This window comes from Rhodoferax sp., assembly GCF_010365055.1.
GTDB lineage: Bacteria > Pseudomonadota > Gammaproteobacteria > Burkholderiales > Burkholderiaceae_C > Rhodoferax.
The window spans coordinates 1-25,786 of record NZ_JAAFHA010000029.1; the positions used below are offsets into that span (position 1 = coordinate 1).

General features: G+C 59.8%; 20 protein-coding genes and 4 tRNA genes. 12 read left to right on the top strand and 12 right to left on the bottom strand.

Annotated elements, in window-relative coordinates:
* Positions 1–132: 132 nt before the first annotated feature.
* Both hpnD and hpnC read right to left on the bottom strand, forming a co-directional pair.
* Positions 133–972: a presqualene diphosphate synthase HpnD gene (gene hpnD, locus GZ093_RS08760; RefSeq protein ID WP_296484958.1), complete on the bottom strand. Its 840-nt coding sequence runs from the start codon at positions 970–972 to the stop codon at positions 133–135.
* Between the two features lie 10 nt (positions 973–982).
* Positions 983–1,894, bottom strand: a complete 912-nt coding sequence (hpnC, locus tag GZ093_RS08765) for a squalene synthase HpnC (protein WP_296484960.1) — start codon at positions 1,892–1,894, stop codon at positions 983–985.
* Positions 1,895–2,259: 365 nt separating this feature from the next.
* Here hpnC and GZ093_RS08770 point away from each other — a divergent pair, with 365 nt between their 5' ends.
* Complete coding sequence (locus tag GZ093_RS08770; RefSeq protein ID WP_296484963.1) at positions 2,260–2,958, top strand: NF038120 family PEP-CTERM protein; 699 nt, start codon at positions 2,260–2,262, stop codon at positions 2,956–2,958.
* Between the two features lie 32 nt (positions 2,959–2,990).
* Positions 2,991–6,047 (top strand): S8 family serine peptidase, encoded by a 3,057-nt coding sequence (locus GZ093_RS08775; RefSeq protein WP_296484966.1) that lies wholly within the window; start codon positions 2,991–2,993, stop codon positions 6,045–6,047.
* 66 nt (positions 6,048–6,113) lie between these two features.
* On the opposite strand, the gene GZ093_RS08780 is transcribed toward GZ093_RS08775, so the two are convergent.
* From GZ093_RS08780 to GZ093_RS08790, 3 genes are all read right to left on the bottom strand, one after another.
* Entirely contained in the window at positions 6,114–6,641 is a 528-nt protein-coding gene (locus GZ093_RS08780; RefSeq protein ID WP_296484969.1) for a hypothetical protein, read from the bottom strand.
* Complete coding sequence (locus tag GZ093_RS08785; RefSeq protein ID WP_296484972.1) at positions 6,638–6,940, bottom strand: helix-hairpin-helix domain-containing protein; 303 nt, start codon at positions 6,938–6,940, stop codon at positions 6,638–6,640. Before GZ093_RS08785 ends, GZ093_RS08780 begins: the two co-directional genes overlap by 4 nt.
* 66 nt (positions 6,941–7,006) lie before the next feature.
* Positions 7,007–7,477 (bottom strand): hypothetical protein, encoded by a 471-nt coding sequence (locus GZ093_RS08790; protein WP_296484975.1) that lies wholly within the window; start codon positions 7,475–7,477, stop codon positions 7,007–7,009.
* Positions 7,478–7,765: 288 nt separating this feature from the next.
* Here GZ093_RS08790 and GZ093_RS08795 point away from each other — a divergent pair, with 288 nt between their 5' ends.
* The 10 genes from GZ093_RS08795 (at position 7,766) to GZ093_RS08840 (ending at position 18,669) form a co-directional block, all read left to right on the top strand.
* A complete protein-coding gene (locus GZ093_RS08795) occupies positions 7,766–8,980 on the top strand; it encodes an efflux RND transporter periplasmic adaptor subunit (RefSeq protein ID WP_296484976.1) in 1,215 nt (404 codons plus the stop codon).
* Positions 8,981–8,987: 7 nt separating this feature from the next.
* On the top strand, positions 8,988–12,170 hold the full coding sequence (locus GZ093_RS08800) for an efflux RND transporter permease subunit (protein WP_296484978.1): 3,183 nt from the start codon (positions 8,988–8,990) through the stop codon (positions 12,168–12,170).
* A gap of 59 nt (positions 12,171–12,229) precedes the next feature.
* Positions 12,230–12,316 (top strand) — tRNA-Leu (locus tag GZ093_RS08805).
* Positions 12,317–12,395: 79 nt separating this feature from the next.
* Positions 12,396–13,706: a trigger factor gene (tig, locus tag GZ093_RS08810; protein WP_296484981.1), complete on the top strand. Its 1,311-nt coding sequence runs from the start codon at positions 12,396–12,398 to the stop codon at positions 13,704–13,706.
* A 143-nt stretch (positions 13,707–13,849) separates the two neighbouring features.
* Complete coding sequence (gene clpP, locus GZ093_RS08815; RefSeq protein ID WP_296485029.1) at positions 13,850–14,458, top strand: ATP-dependent Clp endopeptidase proteolytic subunit ClpP; 609 nt, start codon at positions 13,850–13,852, stop codon at positions 14,456–14,458.
* Positions 14,459–14,463: 5 nt separating this feature from the next.
* On the top strand, positions 14,464–15,729 hold the full coding sequence (gene clpX, locus GZ093_RS08820) for an ATP-dependent Clp protease ATP-binding subunit ClpX (protein WP_296484983.1): 1,266 nt from the start codon (positions 14,464–14,466) through the stop codon (positions 15,727–15,729).
* Between the two features lie 122 nt (positions 15,730–15,851).
* On the top strand, positions 15,852–18,293 hold the full coding sequence (gene lon / locus GZ093_RS08825) for an endopeptidase La (protein ID WP_296484986.1): 2,442 nt from the start codon (positions 15,852–15,854) through the stop codon (positions 18,291–18,293).
* 73 nt (positions 18,294–18,366) lie between these two features.
* A tRNA-Gly gene (locus GZ093_RS08830) sits at positions 18,367–18,442 on the top strand.
* Positions 18,443–18,493: 51 nt separating this feature from the next.
* A tRNA-Cys gene (locus tag GZ093_RS08835) sits at positions 18,494–18,567 on the top strand.
* 12 nt (positions 18,568–18,579) lie between these two features.
* Positions 18,580–18,669, top strand: a tRNA-Leu gene (locus tag GZ093_RS08840).
* Between the two features lie 149 nt (positions 18,670–18,818).
* Here the strand turns inward: GZ093_RS08840 and rpoD are convergent.
* The 7 genes from rpoD to GZ093_RS08875 all read right to left on the bottom strand — a co-directional run bounded on the left by rpoD (position 18,819) and on the right by GZ093_RS08875 (position 25,775).
* The gene (gene rpoD / locus GZ093_RS08845; RefSeq protein WP_296484989.1) at positions 18,819–21,167 is read right to left on the bottom strand and encodes an RNA polymerase sigma factor RpoD; all 2,349 of its coding nucleotides are present in this window, start codon (positions 21,165–21,167) and stop codon (positions 18,819–18,821) included.
* A gap of 350 nt (positions 21,168–21,517) precedes the next feature.
* Positions 21,518–21,901 (bottom strand): fluoride efflux transporter CrcB, encoded by a 384-nt coding sequence (gene crcB / locus GZ093_RS08850; RefSeq protein ID WP_296484991.1) that lies wholly within the window; start codon positions 21,899–21,901, stop codon positions 21,518–21,520.
* 112 nt (positions 21,902–22,013) lie between these two features.
* Positions 22,014–23,033, bottom strand: coding sequence for an ADP-glyceromanno-heptose 6-epimerase (rfaD, locus tag GZ093_RS08855; protein ID WP_296484994.1), 1,020 nt, complete (start codon positions 23,031–23,033; stop codon positions 22,014–22,016).
* Positions 23,030–23,980 (bottom strand): D-glycero-beta-D-manno-heptose-7-phosphate kinase, encoded by a 951-nt coding sequence (gene rfaE1 / locus GZ093_RS08860; protein ID WP_296484998.1) that lies wholly within the window; start codon positions 23,978–23,980, stop codon positions 23,030–23,032. The genes rfaD and rfaE1 overlap by 4 nt, the downstream gene beginning before the upstream one ends.
* Positions 23,977–25,134 carry a lipopolysaccharide assembly protein LapB gene (gene lapB, locus GZ093_RS08865; protein ID WP_296485001.1) on the bottom strand — a complete coding sequence of 386 codons (1,158 nt, stop codon included), beginning with the start codon at positions 25,132–25,134 and terminating at the stop codon, positions 23,977–23,979. Before lapB ends, rfaE1 begins: the two co-directional genes overlap by 4 nt.
* On the bottom strand, positions 25,124–25,432 hold the full coding sequence (locus tag GZ093_RS08870) for a lipopolysaccharide assembly protein LapA domain-containing protein (protein WP_296485004.1): 309 nt from the start codon (positions 25,430–25,432) through the stop codon (positions 25,124–25,126). Before GZ093_RS08870 ends, lapB begins: the two co-directional genes overlap by 11 nt.
* 31 nt (positions 25,433–25,463) lie before the next feature.
* The gene (locus GZ093_RS08875) at positions 25,464–25,775 is read right to left on the bottom strand and encodes an integration host factor subunit beta (protein ID WP_296485005.1); all 312 of its coding nucleotides are present in this window, start codon (positions 25,773–25,775) and stop codon (positions 25,464–25,466) included.
* Positions 25,776–25,786 lie beyond the last annotated feature (11 nt).

Here is a 25,786-nt window from a genome sequence, read left to right on the forward strand (position 1 = left end):
GGGGAGGGGGGGTGTGAGTGGGGGGAAAGAAGTTAAGAATGCCAACCTCGTCAATCCCACAACTGCGACGACGGGCAGAGGATCTACTGTGGCGCCATGACGAAACGAGGCTCCAGACAGTTTCGGGCGTCCTCACATCCGCCCCAGCGCCTGCACCTTCCATGCCAGCCACAGTTTGCGCAGCGGCGTCAGGCTGATGCGCTGGTGCAGCACCTGAAACTTGTCACGCTCGATTTCACTCAGCAACGCGCGGTAGATGCTGGCCATCATCAGGCCTGGCTTTTGCGTGCGGCGGTCGGCCGCGGGTAGCAGCGCCAGCGCCTCGTCGTACAGACCTTGGGCGCGTTGGGCCTGGAACTGCATCAGTGCGGTGAAGCGGTCGGAGTAGCTGCGTTTGAGGATTTCATGCGCCTTGACGTCAAAGCGCTGCAATTCGTTGACCGGCAGGTAGATGCGCCCGCGCCCGGCGTCTTCGCCGACGTCGCGGATGATATTGGTGAGCTGCAGCGCCTGACCCAGCTTGTGCGCGTACAGCGTGGTCTGCGGCTGGGTCTGACCAAAGATCTGGGCTGCGACTTCGCCCACCACGCCCGCCACCAAGTGGCAATAACGCTGCAGGCCGGGGTAGTCGAGGTAGCGGGTTTGCGTCAGGTCCATCTGGCAGCCGTCGATCACCGACTGCAGGTGGCGCTGTTCGATCTTGAACTCGGCGGCCAGCGGCATCAACGCCTGGAGGGCCGGGTGGCTCGGCTGCCCGGCAAAGGCCTGGCCGACCTCGGCCTGCCACCAGGCCAGCTTGCTGCTGGCGACGCTGGGGTCGACCATCTCGTCCACCACATCGTCGATCTCGCGGCAAAAGGCATAAAACGCGGTGATGGCGGCGCGTTTTTGTGGGGGTAAGAAAAGAAAGGCGTAATAGAAGCTGCTGCCCGAAGCGGCGGCTTTTTGCTGGACGTAGTCTTGTGGCGTCATGGCGCTATTGTCACATCCACAGGGCGCGCCACAGCAGCACGGGCGCATCCCACCAGCGCAGGTGTGCGCGCTGGGTCAGGGTGGCAAAGTGCAGCGCCTCGATCTTGTCCAGAATGCGAAGGCCGCCTTGCACCACCAGGCGCAACTCCCAACCGGCCCGGCCCGGAATCAGATGCACCAGTACAGAGCCTTTTAGCATTCTGGCTCTCGCTGCTGCTGCGTAAGCAGATATCAAATTTGATATTGCAGGGCTTTGATGGCAGGCGTGCAGATCGGCCAGCGCAACGCCAAAACGCGCGCAGTCGTCTGCTGGAAAGTAGTTGCGCCCGCGCGGCAGGTCGCGGCTCGGGTCTTGCCAGAAGTTGATCAGCTGCAAGGCTGTGCAGATGTCGTCGCTCATCGCCAGCGCCTGCGCACCGGTCACGCCGTAGAGATGCAGCAGCAGACGGCCAATCGGGTTGGCAGAGCGGCGGCAATAGTCCAGCAACTCGGTCTGGGTGGCGTAGCCGCTGCCATCGCGGGTTTTCTCAACGTCTTGCACAAAGGCGTCTAGCAGGTCGTGTAACAGCGGCGCGGGCAGTTTCCAGGTCTGGATGGTTTGCCGCAACGGTCCGAACACTGATGACCAGCGCGCGCGGCTGTCAAGGTTGGTGGCGCGCCTACTGTTCATCAGTGGGGCGGCCGCGTCGGCCGGATGACTGGCCATGACAAGTTGCTGGCGGTAGTCCTGTAGGTCCTGCAGGCGCTGCGTTGGCCCGGCGTCGCCCTCATCGGCCAGGTCATCGGCGGTGCGGGCAAAGTGGTAGATCGCAGCAATGGGCGCGCGCAAATGGGCGGGACATAAAAAAGAGGCAACTGGAAAGTTCTCGTAGTGCTCGATCGGCGTGGGCGCGGTCTGGTTGGCGGGTGCGGCGTGCTGCATGGTGTGCTGATTTTGCCCGCAAGTGGCATGGGCAATTTGACCGTTGAACGCGGCAATACTCGATTTTCAGTTCTTTGACCCAGACCACAAGCCGGTCCTGCGCTCACTCATCGTCCGGCTTCAAGAGTGTCGGGAAAATTGACAGCGTCAGGCCCATGGTCAGCGCACCAGTGAAACAAATTGTGCTTTTTCACGGCTTTGAGTCATCAGTTGTCAGGGTTTGTACCTGGTTCTTGCCTTGGGGCATGAATCTTGCCTTGTGAAATTCACCAGATTCTGAATATTTTTGCGCGAGTCACATCTTGTCGTGCCCAGGGCTGGTCAAGCGCTTCCCTTCAATCCTCGGTATCTATTCAGGAGCAACAATGATCAAGTTCATTCGACAATTATTAGGTGGCGCGGCGCTCGTCGGTGCCGCTCTGCTGCCGCAAGCGCACGCGGCTTTGGTTTCTACCGTGATTGACTTCGAGGGTGAGGCGCTCGTCGGCTTGTATATTCCAGGCGATCCGGATTTCGGCTCTTTCAAGCAGTCGGGTTTCGTGATGGCGCCCGATTTTGACTTTGGCACCGTTGACACGGTGCTGGGGCTCAGTCCTCTGGTCGCCCCGACTGGAAACAACACGCAGTTCTATTTCAACTCGAACGATGGGGGTCTGCTGCTGGCGCGGGAAGACGGTCGCAGCTTCAATCTGGACGGCTTCTCGGCGGCCTTTGTGCCACAGGCCGGTGTCGCGCAAAACATCGTGATCGTGGCCTACGGTTGGTTCGCGGATGCGACCCAGGGCGGGATGTATTTTGGGCTTGGCGACACGACCGACGGGGCGACCCACCCCTTTGGCCTTTACAACGACCCCGCGGACTTCAGCAACTTCACCGATCTGCTTCAGCTTGAATTCTTTGCGTGTGTGCTGGATACGGCTGTTTGCGGCACCGCCAGCCGCAACAACGCCCAGTTTGCGATTGACGACATCCGGCTGAGCACCGTGCCCGAACCCACCAGCCTGGCCCTGATGGCGCTGGGCCTGCTGGGACTGGGCTGGCGCAACCGGCGCCACACGATCTGACACCCCGAACCGAGTAGAACCAGGAGTTTTCCATGCAATTTCCTCGCATCACCCTTGGGCTCGGTCTGTTTGCGCTGGTCTTGACGGCCAGTGCCCAGACCGGTGCCAGCAAAGCCTACATCGTCGAGCTGGCGGACGCGCCCGCCGCCACCTACACCGGCACCATTTCGGGCCTGGCCGCGACGCGGCCCGCGCCCGGTGCCAAACTTGATGCAAACGCACCCAGCGTTCGCACTTACCTGAGCTTCCTCAACCTGCAACAAAGCAAGGTCTTGGCCAGTGTGGGCAGCGTGCCGGTGCTGCATCGCTATTCGATTGCCTTCAATGGTTTTTCGGCGCAGTTGACCGAGGCGCAAGTGGCTGCACTCAGGAGTTCGGCCCGCGTCAGGTCCGTCACCGAGGCCGAGTTGCGCAAGCTCGACACCACCCGCACGCCGGCCTTTCTGGGGCTGAGCACACCGGGCGGCCTGTGGTCGCAACTGGACGCCGGCGCGAATCCGGTCAAGGGTGAAGATGTCATCGTCGGCGTGATTGACAGCGGCGTCTGGCCCGAGAACGCCTCATTCGGCGACAAAGTCGATGCCTTCGGCGCACCCGTTGCCTACAACCAGGCGGGCACGCAGGTCTATGGTTCGCCGCCTGCCAAATGGGTCGGCATTTGCCAGACTGACGCTGGCTTCACCTCGGCCATGTGCAACAACAAATTGATTGGTGCGCGTTACTACCGCGCTGGTTTCGATGCGGGTGGGGGCACGATGAGCCCGATGGAGTACAGCTCGCCGCGCGACGGTGGTGGCCATGGCACGCACACGGCATCGACCGCCGGTGGCAACGCCAACGTCGCGGCCAGCATCGATGGGGTCGGCGCCGGCGCCATCTCCGGCATGGCGCCGCGCGCCCGCGTCGCCGCCTACAAAGTGTGCTGGGAAGCCACGGTTGCCGCCTATACCGGCTGCTATACCAACGACACACTCAAAGCGATTGACGATGCCGTGAAAGACGGCGTGGACGTCATCAATTTCTCGGTCTCGGGCACGCAAACGAACTTCGTCGATCCGGTCGAAATCGCTTACCTGAATGCCACGGCAGCGGGTGTATTTGTGGCGGCTTCGGCGGGCAACAGCGGTCCGGCCAACCAGGTCGCCCACATGAGCCCCTGGCTGACCACCGTGGCGGCTTCCACGCACGACCGCTACACCGTGGCACCGGTGGCGCTGGGTTCTGGCGCCACCTTCAGCGGGCCGTCCTACCAGCAGACCGGCACACCGGTCACGCCCTTGATTCGCTCGATCGACGCCGGTGTTCTGCCCTATGCCAGCCTCACGCCGTCCGAGAAGGCAGCGCTTGAGCGCTGCTACCTGCCCGCGGACGGCGGTACTGCCAATGCGGCACTCGACCCGGCCAAGGCCGGTGGCAAGATGGTGATCTGTTACCGCGGCGGCAATGTGCTGATCAACAAGGCCGCAACGGTCAAGGCTGCTGGCGGCGTGGCCATGCTGCTCCAGAATGTGCCGGCCATTGGCGGCACGCCGGCGTCGAGCAATACCACGGTGCTGCAGCCTTACACCATCCCGACGGTCCACCTGGACAATTCGTCGTACCCCGCGATCGACAGCTATGTACTGGCCCAAGGCGCCGCGGCCACCGCCAGCTTTGGCCCAGCGGTGCAGCAGGCGGGTGTCGTAGCGCCGGTCATGGCGAGCTTCTCGTCGCGCGGCCCCAACAAGGCCAATGGCAACATCCTGAAGCCGGACATCACCGGTCCGGGCGTGGACATCATTGCCGGCTACCTGGACTCGTCGCTGACGCAGGCGCAACATGACGCGTTGCTGTCGGGTGGCTTCACCCCGCAGGCCAATTCAGCGTCGCTCCAGGGGACGTCCATGTCGAGCCCTCACATTGCCGGGGTGGCCGCGCTGTTCAAGCAGCTCTACCCCGCGTGGTCGCCCGCGGCCATCAAATCAGCGCTGATGACCACCACCACTGATGTGAAGCTTGCCAGCGGCGCGACCGACCCTGACCGTTGGGGCTATGGCGCGGGCCATGTCAACCCGAATGGTGCCGCCAATCCGGGCTTGGTCTATGACGCGAGCCCGGCGGACTATGGTCGATTCCTGTGCGGGCTGGGCTTGGCACCACCGGCGGGAATGGGTCCGTGCCTCGCCGTGGGGGCAATTCAGCCGTGGAACCTGAACCAGGCCGCGTTGACCGCGTCTGACGTGCCGGGTACTTTGAGCTTCACCCGCCGGGTCACGAACACCACCAATGCCACCAATACCTACGTCTCCAGCACGAGCCTGCCGGGTTGGACGGTGCTGGTATCGCCCGCCAGCCTGACGCTGGCACCGGGTGCGAGCGCCAGCTTTGACGTGACGGTCACGTCGGCGTCCGCCGTCGTCGGTGCCTGGAGCTTTGGCCGCTTGGTGTGGAACGACGGCATACACCAGGTGCGCAGCCCGCTGAGTGTGCGTGGTGTTGCCTTTGTCGCCCCGGCTCAGGTGTCTGATACGCGAGCGTCCGGCCGAGGCACCAAGGTCTACAGCATCACCTCCAATTACACCGGGTCGTTGTCCTTGCTGGCCACTGGTTTAGTGCCTGCCACTCGCACGCCAGGAAGCGTCATCCAGGGCGGGCAGCAGTGTTTTGCCTTGCCTGTCGCTGCGGGCGCCCAGTTTGCGCGCTTCCAGCTGTTCAACGCGGACACCTTAGGCGGTAGCACGACTGATCTGGATCTTGATGTCTACACGTCTGCGGGCACCCCGGTGGGCTCCAGCGGTGCCGGTGGCTCAGATGAAGTCGTGACGCTCAATGTGCCTGCGGCTGATACCTACTCTGCCTGCGTTTACGGCTACGCCACCCCTGGCGCTGGCGCGGCAAGCTTCACGCTGTCGAGTTGGGTGGTCGGGCCTGCCGTTGGCGCTCAGACGCTCAGGGCCAGCGGGCCGAGCACTGTCTACACCGGCGGTTCAGCTTCGGTTGGCCTGGCCTGGTCGGTGGTTGCTGGAAAACGCTACATGGGCAATGTCCAGTACCGCGACAGTGCCAGCACGGTCTTGGGTTCGACCATCGTGTTTGTGGACAACCACTGACACCCGTTACCGAGACAAAAAGGGGCCGCATGCGCGGCCCCTTTTTTCTGGTGCTTGATGTTCGTTTCAGTCTACGGCTCCTTGGGGTCGCAACACGCATCTTTGGGCTTGACACATTGCACCGGGATCGGGCAGGTACTGGCAATTTGACATCACACCGCTGCGCGCATGGCGTTGGCGCTGCAGGGCGGCCAGCTGCTCGGCCCAGGCATTGAGTTGGACGGCCTGGCTCATGGCAGCCGACCATGGCAGCCACGACACCGGGCCCCCACAGGCCTTTTCACCCAGGGGCAACGTGCGGCATTGTGCGTCGGTGCTGCAGTGTGCGTCGCCAATTTCCGTGGTGATGCGGGTCAGCAGGACCGCCTCGGCCGCCGGACCGGTTGCCAGCGCCGTCGTTTGGGCGCCCGAGCTCCCGCGAGGCGTCGGCGAATCACAGCTTGTTGCGCACAGCAGGCCGGCCAGGACCCAGCTCAGGTGGAGAAACGATCGGCGTGGCGGGGGGCCCATGTCAAGGGGAGAGCACAGCGCAATGAACGAACTGTCCCTGGCATCCACCGACAGGGCACGGACGATGGTGTCACTGACTTTCATGGGGTCCCGCCTTCTCGCATGAAGGTTTGCTTTCGTTCCTGCGTGTAGGCCCACCAGGGGCGAGGTTCTTCGCCCGCCATGAACCGGGTCAGCGATATAAAAACGTCGATGACGCAGGGATCCTGACGCGACCCGGTCCTTTTGCAAAGCTTTTCATACATGTCGAAGGGGCACTGGCCGACAAGTTGGCTGGGTTCGTGAATGCCGAGAAGCCGCAAGTCTTGCGCACAGGCCTTCCCGACATTCGGAAGGTCGGTCAGCACCCTGACGCGACTGCGATCAACTTTGCTGGGGTTCATTGCTGCTGATGGTTAGACTGGGGCTGCCGTGGCATCGGGGCTCAGCGTGTGCGTTCGTCGCCAGCTTCACGGCTGGGGTACTCGGTCGAAAGTTTTTGCAACGATGCTTCTGTCCTCGTCGTCGGCGATGACCTGCATGGCAGCCGCCGCGTCTGCGTAAGCCTGCCGGTGCAATTCGTGTTCGCCTGCTGCGTACGCGGCATGGGCGTAGATGGCGTGCGTGAAGGCCAGTTCCCAGTCAGGCGTTTGCTTCTCGCTGAGAAAGTAGCTTTGCATTTCCTGCGCAAGGCGCAGCGCAGACTTGCCATGCCCCAAGAGCGCGTGGACTTCGGCCAGAAGCATCGTTGCGCGCATGCGGTGTTGCACCGCTCCGACAGCGCTCCAGTGCCAGGCAGAGGCATGGGCGGCGTCGAGCATTTCCTGGTCTTGGGCGGGGGTGCGCGTGAGGACAGCCAGATCCCAGGCGCGATTGTTGGCGGCGGCGGCAAATTGCTTGTGCCAGCCCTGCAGGTCGGACGCTTCGGGTGCTTGCTGCATGATTTCTCCAGACCTCTGAGGTTGGGTGGCCCTGGCTCATCGGGCCGCTCGACGGGCTGGTCAATGTCCTTGCCATTGCGCCAGCAGTCGCCAGCAGTCGCCAGCAGTCGCCAGCAGTCGCCAGCACTATAGCCCAGCGACGCGAGCGACTCAATGGTATTTTGTGGCTTGTTCTCGGTACAGCCTTGACAAGATTCGCCATTTCTTTTAAATTAATAACCAGTTGGTCATTAATTAACTGGTCAATCGACCACGACACCCTTCGCGACCCTTCACTCCATTTGCACCATGTTCATTCATTCAATTCAAACCCGGGCTGCGCTCATCGCGGCGGTGCTTTTGTTGGCCGCCTGTTCCAAGCGAGCGCCCCCGCAGGAGCCGATCCGTGCCGTGAAAGTCGTCACCGTGGGGTTGGCGCCCTTGACCGCCGGCACCGAGTTTGCGGGCGAGGTGCGCGCTCGGGTCGAATCGCGCCTGGGTTTCAGGGTCGGCGGCAAGATCGTGCGGCGTCAGGTGGAGCCGGGCCAGCGCGTCAAGGCGGGCCAGGTGTTGGCGCAACTCGATCCGCAGGACTACGCGCTGGCGGCGCAAGCCGCGCGAGCGCAAGTGGCGGCAGCGCAAAGCAGCCACGATCTGGCCGCAGCCGATTTCAAGCGCTACCAGGACTTGCGCGCGCGCAACTTCATCAGCGCGGCTGAACTGGAACGGCGCGAGGCCAGTCTGAAGGGGGCCGCAGCGCAATTGGCGCAGGCACAGGCGCAATCCAGCGCGCAGGGGAACCAAACGTCCTACACCACCCTGGTGGCGGATGCCGCGGGTGTCGTGACCGCCGTGGACGGCGAGCCAGGGCAGGTGGTGGCGGCGGGCGCGCCGGTGGTTCGCTTGGCGCAGGATGGTCCCCGCGATGTGGTGTTTGCGGTGCCGGAGGACCAGGTCGCGCAGATCAGGACCGGCACCTTGGTCGAGGTGCGCGCCTGGAACAACGCCACCCGCACCAAGGGCGCTGTGCGCGAAGTGGCGGCCAGTGCCGACCCCGTGACGCGCACCTTTGGCGTGAAGGTGGCGCTGGGCGCCCAAGACACCTCGGCCCTGGGCTCGACCGTGACGGTGCTGTTGCCAGGTTCGGGTCGGGATGCGGCGCCGGTGATGAAGTTGCCCACCAGTGCCTTGCGCCAGGACGGCAAGGCCACCGCGGTGTGGGTCCTCGACAAGCCCAGCATGACGGTGCGGCTGCAGCCGGTGCAAATTGCCTCGGTGGACGGCAACGACGTGGTGCTGGCGGGTGGCCTGCAGCCCGGCATGCAGGTGGTGGTGGCCGGTGTGCATGTGTTGGCGCCGGGCCAAAAAGTGACAATATTTAAGCAAAATGAGGCTCTAGCCCCCGTAGATACTGCGCAACCAGCTACAAATTCGATAGTTGATTCCACCCGGCCGGGTGTGGCGCCAACGATCGCAACACCCGCGCTAGCCGCCTCGGCCACCCCGGCCCCCGCGGGCAAGTGAGGCGCGCATGAAACACCACCAATCCAAAAAGAGTTTCAATCTGTCGCGCTGGGCGCTGGAGCACGCCGCGCTCACGCGCTTTTTGATGCTGGTGCTGCTGCTGCTGGGGGTGTCGGCTTACTTTCAGCTGGGTCAGGACGAAGACCCGCCGTTCACCTTTCGTGCCATGGTGGTGCGCAGCTACTGGCCCGGCGCCACCGCCCAGCAGGTGGCGGAGCAGGTCACTGACAAGATTGAGCGCACGCTGCAGGAAGTGCCCTACGCGGACAAGATACGCAGCTACTCCAAGCCGGGCGAGTCGCAGATCATTTTTCAGATCAAGGATTCAAGCAAGGCCAGCGAGGTGGCCAATGTCTGGTATGCCGTGCGCAAAAAGGTCGGCGACATGCGGGGCACGCTGCCCCAGGGTGTCATCGGCCCATTCTTCAACGATGACTTTGGCGATGTGTATGGCGTGATCTACGCGCTGCAGGCAGACGGCTTCAGTTATGCCGAGCTCAAGACGTTTGCCGACGATGCGCGTCAGCAGCTGTTGCGGGTGCCCGATGTGGCCAAGGTCGAGCTGTTTGGCGCGCAGGACGAAAAGCTGTACCTCGAGATTTCGCAGAAACGGCTGGCCCAGCTCGGCCTGGATTTGAACGCGGTGCTGGCGCAATTGGGCCAGCAAAACGCCATCGAGTCGGCGGGCAGCGTGCAGACGCCGCTGGACGTGGTGCAACTGCGCGTGGCCGGGCAGTTCAGGGCGATTGAAGAACTGCGGGCCATGCCGATTCGCGGCAGTTCGGGCGCACAACTGCGCCTGGGTGACCTGGCCAACATCACGCGCGGCTATGCCGACCCACCGGTCATCAAGGTGCGGCATCAGGGCCAGGAAGCGATTGCGCTGGGGGTCGCCATGACCAAGGGCGGTGACATCATCGCTTTGGGCAAAGCCCTCAAGGCCACGACACAGCGGCTGCAAAAGTCCCTGCCAGTCGGCGTCAAACTGGTGCAGATCCAGGACCAGCCGACGGCGGTGGCCAAGTCGGTAAGCGAGTTTGTCATGGTGCTGATCGAGGCCGTGACGATCGTGCTGGCGGTCAGCTTCCTGAGCCTGGGTTTGCACAAGCGGCCCGGTCACCATCCGCTGCTGAAACGCTGGACGCTCGACATGCGCCCCGGCCTGGTGGTGGGTATCACCATTCCGCTGGTGCTGGCGATGACTTTCCTGGCGATGCAGTACTGGGGCATTGGCTTGCACAAGATTTCACTGGGCTCGCTGATCATTGCGCTCGGGCTGCTGGTGGACGACGCCATCATTGCCGTGGAGATGATGGTGACCAAGATGGAGCAGGGCTACGACAAGGTGCGCGCTGCCACCTTTGCCTATGAAATCACCGCCATGCCGATGCTCACCGGCACGCTGATCACCGCCGCCGGCTTCCTGCCAATCGGTCTGGCCAAGTCCACCGTGGGGGAATACACCTTTGCCATTTTTGCGGTCACGGTGATTGCGCTGCTGCTGAGCTGGATCGTGTCGGTCTATTTCGTGCCCTACCTCGGTACGCTGCTGCTCAAGGCACCGCCTCACGTGGTACGCGCAAACCGCGCTTTAGCGGGCCAGCCGGTCACTGATCCTGCGCACGACCCTTACGACACGCCGTTCTACAACGCCTTCCGGCGCACTGTGAATGCCTGTGTGCAGCACCGCTGGCTCACGCTGGGCGTGACGCTGCTGGTGTTCGTGCTCGGCGTGCTGGGCATGGGCCAAGTGCAGCAGCAGTTCTTTCCCGATTCGAGCCGGCCAGAAATCATTGTTGATGTCTGGTCGCCTGAAGGCAGCTCATTTGCCGCCAATGAGGCCGTCGCCAAGCGCGTTGAAGCGCGCCTGCTGGCCGAACCCGGCGTGGCATCTGTCACGCAGTGGGTCGGCTCGGGCGTGCCGCGCTTCTACCTGCCGCTCGATCAGGTGTTCCCGCAGACCAATGTGTCGCAGTTCATCGTCGTGCCTGCCGACCTGACGCTGCGTGAGTCATTGCGGGTCAAGTTGCCTGCTGTGCTGGCCGCTGAGTTCCCAGAGGTGCGTGGCCGCGTCAAATTGTTGCCCAACGGACCGCCGGTGCCCTACCCGGTGCAGTTTCGCGTGGTCGGGCTGGATCCGCTGCTGCTGCGCGAGCGCGCCGACGAGGTGAGTGCCGTCATGCGCGCCAACCCGAACACGCGCGGCGTCAACGACAACTGGAACGAATCCGTCAAGGTGATGCGCTTGGAGGTGGACCAGACCAAGGCGCGCGCGCTGGGCGTGAGCAGCCAGTCCATCGCGCAGGCGTCCCGCGCCGTCTTCAGCGGCGCCACGGTCGGCCAGTTCCGGGACGGCGATAAGTTGATTGATATCGTGCTGCGCCAACCGCTGGCTGAGCGCAACGCCATCTCCGATATCGCCAACGCCTATGTGCCCACGGCGGCTGGCAAGTGGATTCCCATGGCCCAGATTGCCAAACCGGTGTTTGCCTGGGAGCCGGGCGTGATGTGGCGCGAGAACCGCGACTACGCCATCACCGTGCAGGGCGACATCGTGGAGGGCCTGCAAGGCGCCACGGTCACGGCACAATTGCTGCCGGCACTCAAGACGCTGGAGGCGCAGTGGGCGCAGGCTGACCATGCAGGCTACCGCATCGAGGTCGCCGGCGCGGTGGAGGAGAGCAGCAAGGGCTCGGCCTCGATCGTTGTCGGCATTCCCATCATGTTGTTCATCACGTTCACGCTCTTGATGCTGCAGCTGCACAGCTTCAGCCGCGCCATGCTGGTGTTCCTGACCGGGCCGCTCGGTATTGCGGGGGTGGCGGCGGCGCTGCTGCTGCTCAACCGCCCCTTTGGCTTCGTGGCGCTGCTGGGTGTGATCGCGCTGATGGGCATGATTCAGCGCAATTCGGTCATCCTGATCGACCAGATTGAGCAAGACCGCGCCCGCGGTGTGCCCGCCTGGGAGGCGATTGTGGAGTCCGCGGTGCGCCGCCTGCGACCGATTGTGCTGACCGCCGCCGCTGCCGTGCTGGCCATGATTCCGCTGTCGCGCTCGGTGTTCTGGGGTCCGATGGCGGTGGCGATCATGGGCGGACTGGTGGTTGCCACGGTTTTGACCTTGCTGGCGCTGCCGGCGATGTACGCAGCCTGGTTCCGGGTCAAGCGGGAGGCCAACGCGGCAAGTTAGAATTCCCGGTTGACCGATTTCCCGGGGCTGGTCTTGCAGACCGGCCTCTTTGTTTTTTTGCGCGGGTGGCGAAATTGGTAGACGCACCAGGTTTAGGTCCTGACGTCCGCAAGGATGTGCGGGTTCGAGTCCCGCCCCGCGCACCACTTGAGATTTGCGGGACAGTCCGGCGTTGCATCGCGAACCGGTCTGCCCCCTCATTGTTTGATATTTAGGAGAATTACCATGGCCATGAACGTTGAAACGCTGGAAAAGCTGGAACGCAAAATGACGTTGACCTTACCCGTCGGGGTTGTTGAGTCTGAAGTGCAAACACGTCTGAAAAAGCTCGCACGCACCATCAAGATGGACGGTTTCCGTCCGGGCAAGGTGCCCATGAATGTCGTGTCACAACGGTATGGTTACTCGGTGCACTATGAAGTCATGAACGACAAGGTCGGCGAGGCCTTCTTTAACGCCGCCAACGAAGCCAAGTTGCGGGTGGCGGGCCAGCCCCGCATCTCTGAGTCAGCGGCGTCACCGGAAGGTGAAATGGCGTTTGACGCTCTGTTCGAGGTCTATCCAGACGTCAAGATCGCTGATCTGAGCACCGCCGAGGTTGAAAAAATATCCGCTGAAGTCACCGATAGCGCCATTGACAAGACAGTTGACATCCTGCGCAAGCAGCGTCGCACCTTTTCTCAGCGCCCGCAGGACGCTGCCGCACAGGACGGCGACCGCGTGACGGTTGATTTTGAAGGCAAAATTGACGGCGAGGTGTTCGCTGGCGGCAAGGCGGAAGACTTCCAGTTCATCGTGGGCGACGGTCAGATGCTCAAAGAGTTTGAAGAGGCCACCCGCGGCATGAAATCGGGCGAAAGCAAGACCTTTCAGCTGGCATTTCCGGCTGACTATCACGGTAAGGACGTGGCCGGCAAGACCGCTGACTTTATGGTCACCGTCAAGAAAATTGAAGCTGCGCATCTGCCAGAAGTGAACGAGGCGCTGGCCAAGTCACTGGGCATTGCCGACGCGACCGTCGAGGGTTTGCGTGCCGACATCAAGAAGAACCTGGCACGCGAAGTCAAGGCGCGCCTGCTGGCCCGCAATAAACAAGCGGTGATGGATGCACTGGTGGGCAAGGCCGAGCTGGATCTGCCTAACGCCAGCGTCCAGGCAGAAGTTGAGCGCCTGAAGGACGGTGCGCGCGCTGATCTCAAGCAACGCGGAATCAAGGATGCGGACAAGGCGCCCCTGCCTGATGACATCTTCCGTCCCCAAGCCGAACGCCGGGTTCGTCTGGGTCTGGTGGTGGCGGAGTTGGTGCGCGCCAATAACCTGCAAGCCACGACGGAGCAAATCAAGGCGCATATCGAAGAATTGGCAGCCAGTTACGAAAAGCCGGCTGAGGTGATGCGCTGGTACTACAGCGACAACAACCGTTTGGCCGAAGTTGAGTCCATCGTGATTGAGAACAATGTGACCAACTTTGTCTTGTCACAGGCAAAGATCAGCGAGAAGACCCTGTCCTTTGACGAATTGATGGCTCAAAACTGATCAAGCGCCGCCATTGACTGGCTGCAATGGGGCTTGGGCCGGGCTTGTAGTCTGGCCTGCAGGCCCCATTTCTTTTGTGGCAAATATTTTTCGCTACAGTACAGTTTATTTTTGGAGTCAAGATGAGTCTGACGAACGTGATGATGGGGTCAATGGAAACGCAAGCTCTGGGTATGGTACCCATGGTGATCGAGCAATCAGGTCGTGGCGAGCGGTCTTACGACATTTACTCACGCTTGCTCAAGGAGCGTGTCATTTTTCTGGTCGGTCCGGTCAACGACTATGTGGCCAACCTTGTGGTGGCGCAGTTGTTGTTTCTGGAGAGTGACAACCCGGACAAGGATATTTCGTTCTATATCAACTCGCCGGGCGGCTCGGTCAGCGCCGGCATGGCCATTTTCGACACCATGAACTTTGTCAAGCCCGATGTATCTACTTTATGCACTGGCATGGCGGCCAGCATGGGTGCGTTCTTACTGGCGGCCGGGGCCAAAGGCAAACGGTTCTCACTGCCCAACTCCAAGGTCATGATTCACCAGCCCTCGGGTGGCAGTCAGGGTCAGGCGACCGAAATCGAAATTCAGGCGCGCGAGATTTTGAAAACTCGCGAGCAGTTGAACAGAATTCTGGCTGAGCGTACCGGTCAGCCGTTGGAGCGCATTGAGCGCGACACCGAGCGCGACTATTACATGTCGGCGGATGAGTGCAAAGAATATGGCCTGATTGACCAGGTCATCGCGAAAAGGGCATAGTTCACATGGCTGAAAAAAAAGGCTCCTCCAGCGAAAAAACGCTTTATTGTTCTTTTTGCGGCAAAAGCCAGCATGAAGTCAAGAAGCTGATCGCGGGCCCGTCGGTATTTGTTTGCGACGAGTGCATTGATCTGTGCAATGAGATCATTCGCGATGAATTGCCGCCCAGCACCGAAGTACGCAGTGGCGGTGATGAGCTGCCAACGCCGCTGGAGATCAAGAACAATCTCGACAATTACGTGATTGGGCAGGAACCTGCCAAACGCACGCTGGCGGTGGCGGTTTACAACCACTACAAGCGCTTGCGGCACCAGGAAAAGGCCAAAAAGGACGACGTTGAATTGGCCAAAAGCAATATCTTGCTGATCGGCCCGACCGGGTCCGGCAAAACGCTGTTGGCGCAGACACTGGCCCGTATGCTCGATGTGCCTTTTGTGATGGCCGATGCGACTACCCTGACTGAAGCCGGTTATGTGGGCGAGGACGTTGAAAACATTGTGCTCAAGCTCCTGCAAAGCTGCAATTACGAAGTGGAGCGCGCCCAGCGCGGCATTGTCTACATTGACGAAATCGACAAGATTTCCCGCAAGTCAGACAATCCTTCGATCACCCGTGATGTCTCGGGTGAAGGCGTGCAGCAGGCGCTGCTTAAACTGATTGAAGGGACCATGGCCAGCGTGCCACCGCAAGGCGGACGCAAGCACCCGAATCAGGATTTTGTGCAGGTCGACACCACCAACATCCTGTTCATTTGCGGCGGCGCATTTTCTGGCCTGGAAAAAGTGATCGACAACCGCACACAATCGTCGGGCATGGGCTTTGGGGCCACGGTCAAGAGCAAAGAGCAGCGCAGTCTGACCGAGGTGTTCAAGGAAGTTGAACCTGAGGACTTGATCAAATTTGGGCTGATTCCTGAACTGGTGGGTCGGATGCCGGTGGTGGCAACGCTGGCCGAACTCAGTGAAGACGCACTCGTACAAATCTTGACCGAGCCCAAGAACGCGCTGGTCAAGCAGTACAGCAAGCTGCTGGCGATGGAGGGCGTTGATCTTGAAATTCGTCCGTCTGCCTTGAAAGCTATCGCCAAGAAGGCACTGGCCCGCAAGACGGGGGCGCGTGGCCTGCGCTCGATCCTTGAACAATCGTTGATCGACACCATGTTCGATTTACCCAATACGTCTAACGTTGACAAGGTCGTCGTGGACGAGTCGACGATTGATGAGAACAAGCCGCCTCTGTTGGTCTACCGCGAGGTTGCCAAGAAGGCCTGATTTGCTTGGTGTTTGCGCGCGTTTATTCAAGCTTGAGACGCGCCCGGCTGCTTAATAATTGGCTTCGGGTTGAAAACCTGAACTTCCGATTCATATTTAACAGGTAACGAGAGGGACTTTTCATGTCTGGTCATACCCATTTGCCTGCTACCCCCCTGGATTTGCCATTGTTGCCACTGCGCGACGTGGTTGTTTTCCCCCACATGGTGATTCCGCTTTTTGTCGGTCGGCCCAAGAGCATCAAGGCGCTGGAAGCAGCCATGGAGGCTGAGCGCCGGATCATGCTGGTGGCCCAGAAGACTGCGGCCAAGGACGATCCGCTGGTCAGCGACATGTTTGACGTCGGCTGCGTCTCGACCATTTTGCAGATGCTCAAACTGCCCGACGGGACGGTCAAGGTGTTGGTCGAAGGCCAGCAGCGCGCACGCGTGAACAAGATCGAAGATGGTGAGCTGCATTTTTCAGCCAATGTCACGCCGATTGAAGTGCTGCCAGAGTCAGAGACAAAATCTCGTGGCAAAGCCAGCGAAATTGAGGCCTTGCGTCGCGCGGTGATGCAGCAGTTTGACCAGTACGTCAAGCTCAACAAGAAAATCCCACCTGAGATATTGACGTCCATCTCAAGCATTGATGACGCTGGTCGTCTGGCGGATACCATCGCCGCGCATTTGCCGCTCAAGCTCGACAGCAAGCAAGCTGTATTGGGTCTTTCGGGTGTCAAAGAGCGTCTGGAGAACCTGTTTGAGCAGATCGAGCGCGAAGTTGATATCTTGAACGTTGACAAAAAGATCCGGGGCCGCGTCAAACGGCAGATGGAGAAGAATCAGCGCGATTTTTACTTGAACGAGCAGGTCAAAGCGATTCAGAAGGAGTTGGGCGAAGGTGAAGATGGCGCCGACATCGACGAGATTGAGAAGAAAATCAAGTCGGCCAAAATGCCCAAAGAAGCGCTGAAGAAGGCCGAGGGCGAGCTGAAGAAGCTGAAATTGATGTCCCCCATGTCGGCAGAAGCGGCCGTCGTGCGCAACTACATTGATGTCCTGATCGGCTTGCCGTGGGCCATTAAAACCAAGATCAAGCATGACCTTGGCAATGCAGAAAAAGTGCTCGATGAGGACCACTACGGGCTGGACAAGGTGAAAGACCGAATTGTTGAGTACTTGGCGGTGCAGCAACGGGTGGAAAAGGTCAAGGCGCCGATTTTGTGTCTGGTCGGACCTCCGGGTGTTGGCAAGACGTCACTGGGGCAATCCATTGCCAAGGCGACCGGGCGCAAGTATGTGCGGGTGGCTTTGGGCGGCATGCGCGACGAGGCGGAAATTCGCGGCCACCGCCGCACTTATATCGGCGCCATGCCGGGCAAGGTGCTGCAGAGCCTGGCCAAGGTGGGCACGCGCAACCCGCTGTTTTTGCTCGACGAGATTGACAAGCTGGGTACCGACTTTCGCGGTGATCCATCGAGCGCCTTGTTGGAGGTGCTGGACCCGGAGCAAAATCACAAATTTGGTGACCATTACGTCGAAGTTGATTTTGATTTGAGCGACGTCATGTTCGTGGCCACGTCCAACTCCATGAATATTCCGTCAGCTCTGCTTGATCGCATGGAAGTAATTCGCCTGTCTGGGTATACCGAAGACGAAAAAACCAACATTGCCCTCAAATACCTGTTGCCCAAGCAGCTCAAGAACAATGGTGTCAAGGAAGAAGAGTTGTTGGTTGGCGAAGATGCCGTGCGTGACATTGTTCGCTACTACACCCGTGAGGCGGGTGTCCGTTCGCTGGAACGTGAGCTCTCGAAAATCTGCCGCAAGGTGGTTAAGGGCCTGCTGCTCAAGAAGATGACGCCAAAGGTGCTGGTAACTGCCGACAACCTCAATGATTTTCTGGGCGTTCGCAAGTACGACTATGGTCGTGCTGAGCAAAAGAATCAGGTCGGCCAAGTGGTAGGCTTGGCTTGGACAGAGGTCGGCGGCGATTTGCTGACGATCGAGGCTGCCATGATGCCCGGTAAGGGTGTCATCACGCGCACGGGTTCACTGGGCGACGTGATGAAGGAGTCTGTTGAGGCTGCACGCACGGTGGTGCGCAGCCGCTCACGCCGATTGGGCATCAAGGACGAGTTTTTCGAAAAGAAAGATATCCATATTCACGTGCCTGACGGCGCCACACCCAAGGACGGCCCGAGTGCGGGTGCGGCGATGACGACCGCCTTCGTTTCTGCCATGACGGGTATTCCGGTGCGTGGTGATGTGGCCATGACGGGCGAAATAACCTTGCGCGGGGAAGTGACTGCCATTGGTGGTCTAAAGGAGAAGTTGTTGGCCGCCTTGCGAGGCGGTATCAAGACGGTGCTGATTCCCGAGGAGAACGCTAAAGACCTGCAGGACATTCCCGAGAACGTAAAAAACGGCTTAGAGATCGTGCCTGTGCGCTGGATCGACAAGGTGCTCGAATTGGCATTGGAGAGAATGCCGAAGCCCCTGTCTGACGAGGAACTGGCGGTGGCTGCCGCTGCACCCGTCGTGGTGCCTGCGCCTGAGTCGGGTGTGTCCATCAAGCATTGATTTACAGGGGGGAAATTTTCTTACTGGTCTATCAAAGAGATGAGAAATTACGTTATAATTTAAAGCTTGAAACGCGGGAATAGCTCAGTTGGTAGAGCGCAACCTTGCCAAGGTTGAGGTCGAGAGTTCGAGTCTCTTTTCCCGCTCCAAATTGCAATAAAAGGGGAAGCTGATGCTTCCCTTTTTTGTAAGGAAAATTTGGCGCGATAGCAAATCGGTTATGCAACGGATTGCAAATCCGTCTAGCCCAGTTCGACTCTGGGTCGCGCCTCCACTTCCAGCCCATGCCCGAGTGGTGAAATCGGTAGACACACCAGACTTAAAATCTGTTGCTTCCGCAAGGGGCGTGCCGGTTCGATTCCGGCCTCGGGCACCAAGACTCAGTAGTGAATTCAAGAGTCTGCTTTCTACGATGTAGGCCGGATCAGTGCTTCTGTAGCAGATATCAAAAAGCCACCGCATGTGCGATCGCACGTACAGTGGCTCTCTGGGGGCGACGGATAAACTCCGCCCCTTGATGTATGCCTAAAGGTTGTCGGTGAAGCTGCGCAGCTTGTCCGAGCGCGATGGGTGTTTGAGCTTGCGCAGCGCCTTGGCCTCAATCTGACGGATGCGCTCGCGCGTCACGTCGAACTGCTTGCCAACCTCTTCCAGGGTGTGGTCACTGGTCATCTCAATGCCGAAGCGCATGCGCAGAACCTTGGCCTCCCGCGGTGTCAGACTGTCCAGAATGTCCTTCACGACGTCACGCAGACCGGCTTGCATGGCCGCTTCCATCGGCGCGGTATTGGCAGCGTCTTCAATGAAGTCGCCCAAATGAGAATCGTCATCGTCACCAATGGGCGTTTCCATCGAGATCGGTTCCTTGGCGATCTTCATGATCTTGCGGATCTTGTCTTCTGGGATCTCCATGCGCTCAGCCAGCACGCTGGCATCAGGCTCAAAGCCGAATTCCTGCAAGTGCTGACGGCTGATACGGTTCATCTTGTTGATGGTTTCGATCATGTGCACCGGGATGCGGATGGTGCGGGCCTGGTCAGCGATCGAGCGCGTGATGGCCTGACGAATCCACCAAGTGGCGTAGGTCGAGAACTTGTAGCCGCGACGGTATTCAAATTTGTCGACTGCCTTCATCAAGCCGATGTTGCCTTCCTGGATCAAGTCCAGGAACTGCAGGCCGCGGTTGGTGTATTTTTTGGCGATGGAAATCACCAGCCGCAAGTTGGCCTCAATCATTTCCTTCTTGGCCGCGCGCGATGAGTATTCGCCTTCGTTCATGCGCTTGTTGATGTCCTTGAGTTGGTCAAGCGGCACCACGACTTTGGCTTGCAGGTCGGTCAACTTCTGCTGCAGGTCCTGCACTGGCGGGATGTTGCGGGCCATGATGGCACCCCAGTGCTTGCCGGAGGCCGCCTGTTTCTCGATCCACTTCAAATTTAACAACTGACTGGCTACCTTGTTGCCATGCTTGTCGCGCCCGCTGAAGTCTGCAATGAAGTTCTCTTGCGGGTAGCCACATTTGTCAACGATGATCCGGCGCAGTTCGCGTTCTTTCTTGCGGACATCGTCCACTTGTGAACGGACCAAGTCACACAGTTTTTCAATGGTCTTGGCGGTAAATCGGATCGACATCAACTCTTCAGACAAGGCCTTCTGCGTCTTGATATAGCTGGGCGTGCCATAGCCCTCCTTGTCGTAAATGGTGTGGATTTTTTCAAACAGTCCACGCAGTCTGTCAAAACGGTCAAGCGCCTCTTTTTTGAGTTCTTCCAGTTTTTTTGTCAATGCCTTGGAGCCACCCTTGCCGTCGTCATCGTCGGCCGCGTCGAACTCGTCGAAATCTTCCTCGGCCACATAGTCATCGGCTTCGTTCGGGTTGGAGAAACCGTCCACGATGGTGGTGATGACGACCTTGCCTTCGCGGATGTCTTCACTCAGACGAAGAATCTCGGCAATGGTGGCGGGGGAGGCTGAAATCGCCTCCATCATGGCCATCAAACCACCTTCGATGCGCTTGGCGATTTCGATTTCACCCTCGCGCGTCAATAACTCCACCGTACCCATTTCCCGCATGTACATGCGCACCGGGTCAGTGGTGCGGCCGAACTCGCTGTCCACGGTGGACAGCGCGGCCTCGGCCTCTTCTTCGGCTTCTTCTTCGGTGGCGGCAGTTGAGACGTTGTTATTGAGCAGCAGGGTTTCGGCGTCGGGCGTTTGCTCGTAGACCGCCACACCCATGTCGTTGAGCATGGAGATCACAACCTCCAGTGTTTCGGCATCAACCAGTTTGTCGGGCAGGTGGTCGGAAATCTCGCCGTGTGTCAGGTAGCCGCGTGTCTTGCCCAACTTGATCAAGGCTTTAAGGCGTTGGCGGCGCTTGGCCATGTCTTCTTCAGACAGCACCGTTTCGTCAAGGCCGAATTCCTTCATCAGCGCGCGCTCTTTGGCCTTGCTGATTTTCATGCGCAAAGGTTTGACCTTTTCGCCTGTCACGACGGGTTCCCCGACAAGATCGGCTTCAATGTCGGCCATATCCACGTCATCCGAGCCAGTCAACTCTGCCGCATTTTTTGCCTTGCGGCCGCGTTTGGCCCCGGTTTTTGGCTCTGCATCGGATTCGACTGCTGCGGCTTTGGGCGGTCGGCCCGGCTTTTTCTTGGCAACAATTTCAACTGCAACCGCGGTTGGAGCCGCCTTCTTCAATTCAATGGTGGCTGCTTTGGCAGGGGGCTTGGATGCGATCACTAATTTGTCTTTCTTGTCGGGCTTCTGGGTGGTGGATTTGGTCGCCACTAGGGGCGCTGCTGCCGACTTGGCATTGGCAACCGGCTTTGTAGCGGACTGGACAGGCTTCTTGGTGTTTTGAGCGGGCATCTAAAACCTCTGAATATCAAGAGAAAAGACAGAATGAACAGGCACCCGGTTGGCACAGTTCGTTGGAATGGAGAAGATTTCCATTGGCAAGATGTGAGGGCGAACATTTGGAGTGCAGTCCTTGCGGTAAGGTGGCCGGTCGTGAACGTTGTCATCGTTTGGCTAAACCCGGAGGTGCTGCTGTCGCTCTTGCGGAAAATCAAGGGTTGGATTATACCGTCAAAATATTTCAGACTTGAATCAGGCGCTTCTCACGATGAGAATACCTTGTTGGCCATGTGGCCTTCTTCGCCCAGGTGACCTTGGCCGTCACATTTTCTTAAGCCAAATCAGCCCCTGGCCCTTGTCTACTATGCATTAATAGCTATTAAAAAAGTCGCAGTTTTAATGCCCGCCAGAGTCAGCAGCAGTGAGCCAAACAGGTGCAGCCCAGCCGTGGCAAACCCGAGCGCATAGCGCTGCTGCCCCAGCATGCCGACCACTTCAGCTGAGAAACTCGAAAACGTGGTCAGCGCGCCAAGAAAGCCGGTGACCATTGCCAGGCGCCAGACAGGATCCAGATTTGGCAGGGCCTGAAACACCGCGACGCAAATACCAACAAGGTAGCCGCCGATCAGGTTGGCCGCCAGCGTGCCCAGCGGGAGCACCGCGCCTGGGTTGAGCCAAAGACCCAAACGCCAGCGGGCCAGGGCGCCGAGGCTGGCACCGATGCAAATGGCAAGTACGGAGATCATGCGCCGAATCATAGTAGAACGGTTGCCGCTCACGGGTGGACAAGAATATTTGATCAACACATCCATGTGGGCCATGGACGCGGGCAACGTTGCTCGTCAAGACCGGCGCCGATCAGGCCTGGCGGGCCAGCCACTGCACATAGTTCGAAACACCGGTCTGCACATCGGCGAACGGTTGGTCGCAGCCGGTGGCCCGCAGGGCGCTCAAGTCGGCTTGGGTGTAGCTCTGGTATTTGCCCCGCAATGCGTCTGGAAACGGGATGTACTCAATCAAACCGGCCTCTACGAGGGCGTCAAGCCCGAGCGCACTTTGACCCTGAAGGCCGCGCAGCGCATTGACCACCGAGCTGGCCACATCATTGAAGGGCTGCGCGCGGCCTGTGCCCAGATTGAAAATTCCGGATACACCGGGGTGATCAAAGAACCACAGGTTGACCGCCACCACGTCGTCAATGAAGACGAAATCGCGCTTCTGCTCACCTGCGGCATAGCCACCGTAGTCGCCAAATAGTTTGACCTTGCCTTCAGCCTGAAACTGGTTGAACTGATGAAAGGCGACGCTCGCCATGCGGCCTTTGTGCTGCTCGTGCGGCCCATACACATTGAAGTACCGAAAACCCACCACCTGGCCGGTCTTGCCGGCCACCGAGCGCCGAAAGTCATTGCCACAGTCACGTCGCATGCGCTGGTCAAACAGCAGTTTGGAGTAACCGTAAACATTGAGTGGGCGCTCAAACGTGGGGTCTTCGCGGAACGTGTCAGAGCCGCCGTAGGTGGCTGCGCTGGATGCGTACAGCAGCCGTGCCCCGCGCTTCTGGCAGGCGTGAAACAGGTCCAAGGAGGTCGTATAGTTGTTGTCCATCATGTACTTGCCATTGCTTTCCATGGTGTCGCTGCAGGCACCCTCGTGGAACACGGCCTCGATCTGGCCATAGGCACCGTGGGCAAACAGCGCGTAGAACGCACCGGCATCGACGTAATCTGAAATCTTGAGTTCAGCCAGGTTGCGGAATTTGTCGCCTTGTGTCAGGTCGTCTACGGCGATGATGTCGTCCAGGCCACGGGCGTTGAGGCCCTTGATGATGTTGCTGCCAATAAAACCGGCAGCGCCAGTCACAACAATTCGTGTCATGCAAACAACTCCTCATAAGAAACCGTGGCAGTGCCAAATTTGCCGACCACCAGGCCAGCGGCCCGATTCGCCAGCGGTAGCGCGTCGCGCATGCTCATGCCGGCGGCCAGCAGCGTGGCCATGGTGGCAATGACCGTGTCGCCGGCGCCGGTGACGTCAAATACTTCACGCGCCTGGGCCGTCACACTGAGCTGGCCCTCGTCGTCAAACAGCGTCATGCCTTCTTCGCTGCGTGTCAGCAGCACCGCCTGCAGTCTGAGCTGGCGGCGCAGGTTCTGCACCTTGGTTTGCAGTTCAGACTCGTTCAGCCAGGGGCCAATCACCTGCTGCAACTCCGGGCGGTTGGGCGTGATGATGTTGGCGTCTTTGTAGCGCGAGTAGTCGGCTCCCTTGGGATCGATCAGGATCGGTTTGCCCGCAGCCGCTGCGCGCGCGATCATGTCGCTGACGTGCGCCAGACCGCCCTTGCCGTAGTCGGAAAACAGCACAGCATCATGTTCGGGCAGCAGTTTGGCAAAAGTGGCGGTCTGCGAGGCCAGCACTTCCGTCTTGGGTGTGTTTTCAAAATCCAGGCGCAGCAGTTGTTGCTGCCGGCCAATCACCCGCAGCTTGACGGTGGTCTTGAGGTCGGCGTCGCGGCCAAAGTAGGTGTGGATGCCGGTGTCGGCGACCAGTGCTTCGAGTTTGTGGCTGGCCTCGTCATCGCCCACCACCGTCAGCAGTGAGGCCTGAGCACCGAGCGTGACCACGTTGTACGCGACGTTGGCGGCACCGCCATTGCGTTCTTCTTCGCGCGTGACGCGCACCACCGGCACGGGCGCCTCGGGAGATATGCGGTCGACGGCGCCAAACCAATAGCGGTCCAGCATCACGTCACCGACCACCAACACACGGGCCTTGGACAGTTTGTCTCGGGAGATCGTCACGGTGTTCAAGGGTTCAGTCATAACTCTTCGATCCTTCGGGCCGGATAACTGTCCCATGCCTGGCAGCCGGGACATTGCCAGAAATGTTGCTGCGCCTCGAAGCCGCACGCGGCACAACGGTAGCGCATGAGCGGCTTGATGGCTTGGTCCAGAGCGCGTTGGACCTGCGGATGAAATTTCTCGTGTTCGAGCTTTTCGCCAGCAATCCACTTGGCGGCAGCGACCAGCGACGGATCGCGCTCCAGATGGTGCACATACCAGTCACGTGCCGCAGGTGTCGGCCCGTTGTGGAGGCCCTCCAGCGCGACGATGGCATCAAGCACGTCCAGCGAGGGGGTCAGCACGTAACGGGTCTTGAGCAAGGTCAGTGCCTCGGGCGCGCGGTTGCAAGCGATAGCGTAGGCGGTCAGCGGTGCGGCAATCAAGGGAATGGCCGCAGGCGATGATTGCAGCGATTTTTCGAGCAACAAGTAGGCCTCTTCGGGGCGGCCCTGGCGCGCTAACAACTGCGCCAGATCAAGACGGGGTCGTGCAGCCTCTGGTGCCGTGGCAAGCGCCTGTTGCAACAACGACTTGGCTTGTTCGGGCTCTTGCGCGGTGATGGATTCGGCCGCCTGCTCACACAGGTAATGCGCCAGACGGCACTGAAAGCTGCCCTGGTTGGCGTGTTCCAGTTTTTGTGCGATCTGCGCGGCATGCAGCCAGTCGCGGCTGCGTTCATAGTTGGCCAGCAGCGCCAGGCGCGCCTGCGCCTCAAACGGTGTTCCTTCGAGCTTGAGCAAAGCCTCTTCAGAGCGGTCGAGCAGACCCGCCTTGAGATAGTCCAGCGCCAGCGCATGCTGCGCACGCTGGCGATCAAGCAGGTTCAAGTCGCCTCGCGACAGCAGATGCTCATGCACACGCACCGCGCGTTCATATTCGCCACGGCGGCGAAACAGGTTACCCAATGCAAAGTGCAACTCGGACGTGTCTGGGTCGCTTTGGACCGCTTCAATGAAGGCGTCAATGGCCTGGTCCTGTTGCTCATTGAGCAAAAAGTTCAAGCCCTTGAAATAAGCCTTGGGGGCCTGGTGGTTCTCGATGCGCAGTTGGCGTAGGTCCAGGCGCGAGGCGAGCCAGCCCAGCACAAAGGCCAGCGGCAGGCCCAGCAATATCCAGCTCAGGTCAAAGTCCATGCGGAATGGCCGGTGGTGCAGCTGGCAACTTATTTGCTTCAGTCGGGGTCAGGGCCGCCGACTGCGTCGGGTTGGCTGAGCGACGGTGTTTCCACCAGCGCGGCACCATGCCAAGCGCACCCACGACGACGCCGACCGCAAAGACCGCCAGCACGACCAACACCTGCGGCGCACGCCACTCGGTGCCAAAGAAAAAATGCACGGTGGTGTCTTGCTGATTGTTCAGCGCGAAGGCAAACAGGGTAAAAAAAATGGCTGCTTTAAGTATCCACTTAAGCAACCACAGGAGTTGTTTCATCTTGTCTCCCGAGTGACGGGCCAATTCTAAGTCAGGCTTTGGGCTGGCTGGCCGTCTCCGCCGTACGTTGATCAACTGTCTCCCGCAAGGCTTTGCCGGGTTTGAAGTGAAGCACGCGCTTTTCGGGGATAGCGACGCTGTCACCATTGCGTGGATTGCGTCCAATACGCGGCGGTCGACGGTTGATGGAAAAACTGCCAAAGCCCCGAATTTCGATCCGGTGCCCGCGCACCAGGGCATCGTTCATTGCGTCAAGAATGGCCTTGACGGCATATTCAGCATCGCGGCGGGTGAGTTGAACGAAGCGGGCGGCCAGTTCTTCGATCAGGTCAGAGCGTGTCATTATTAGAAGTT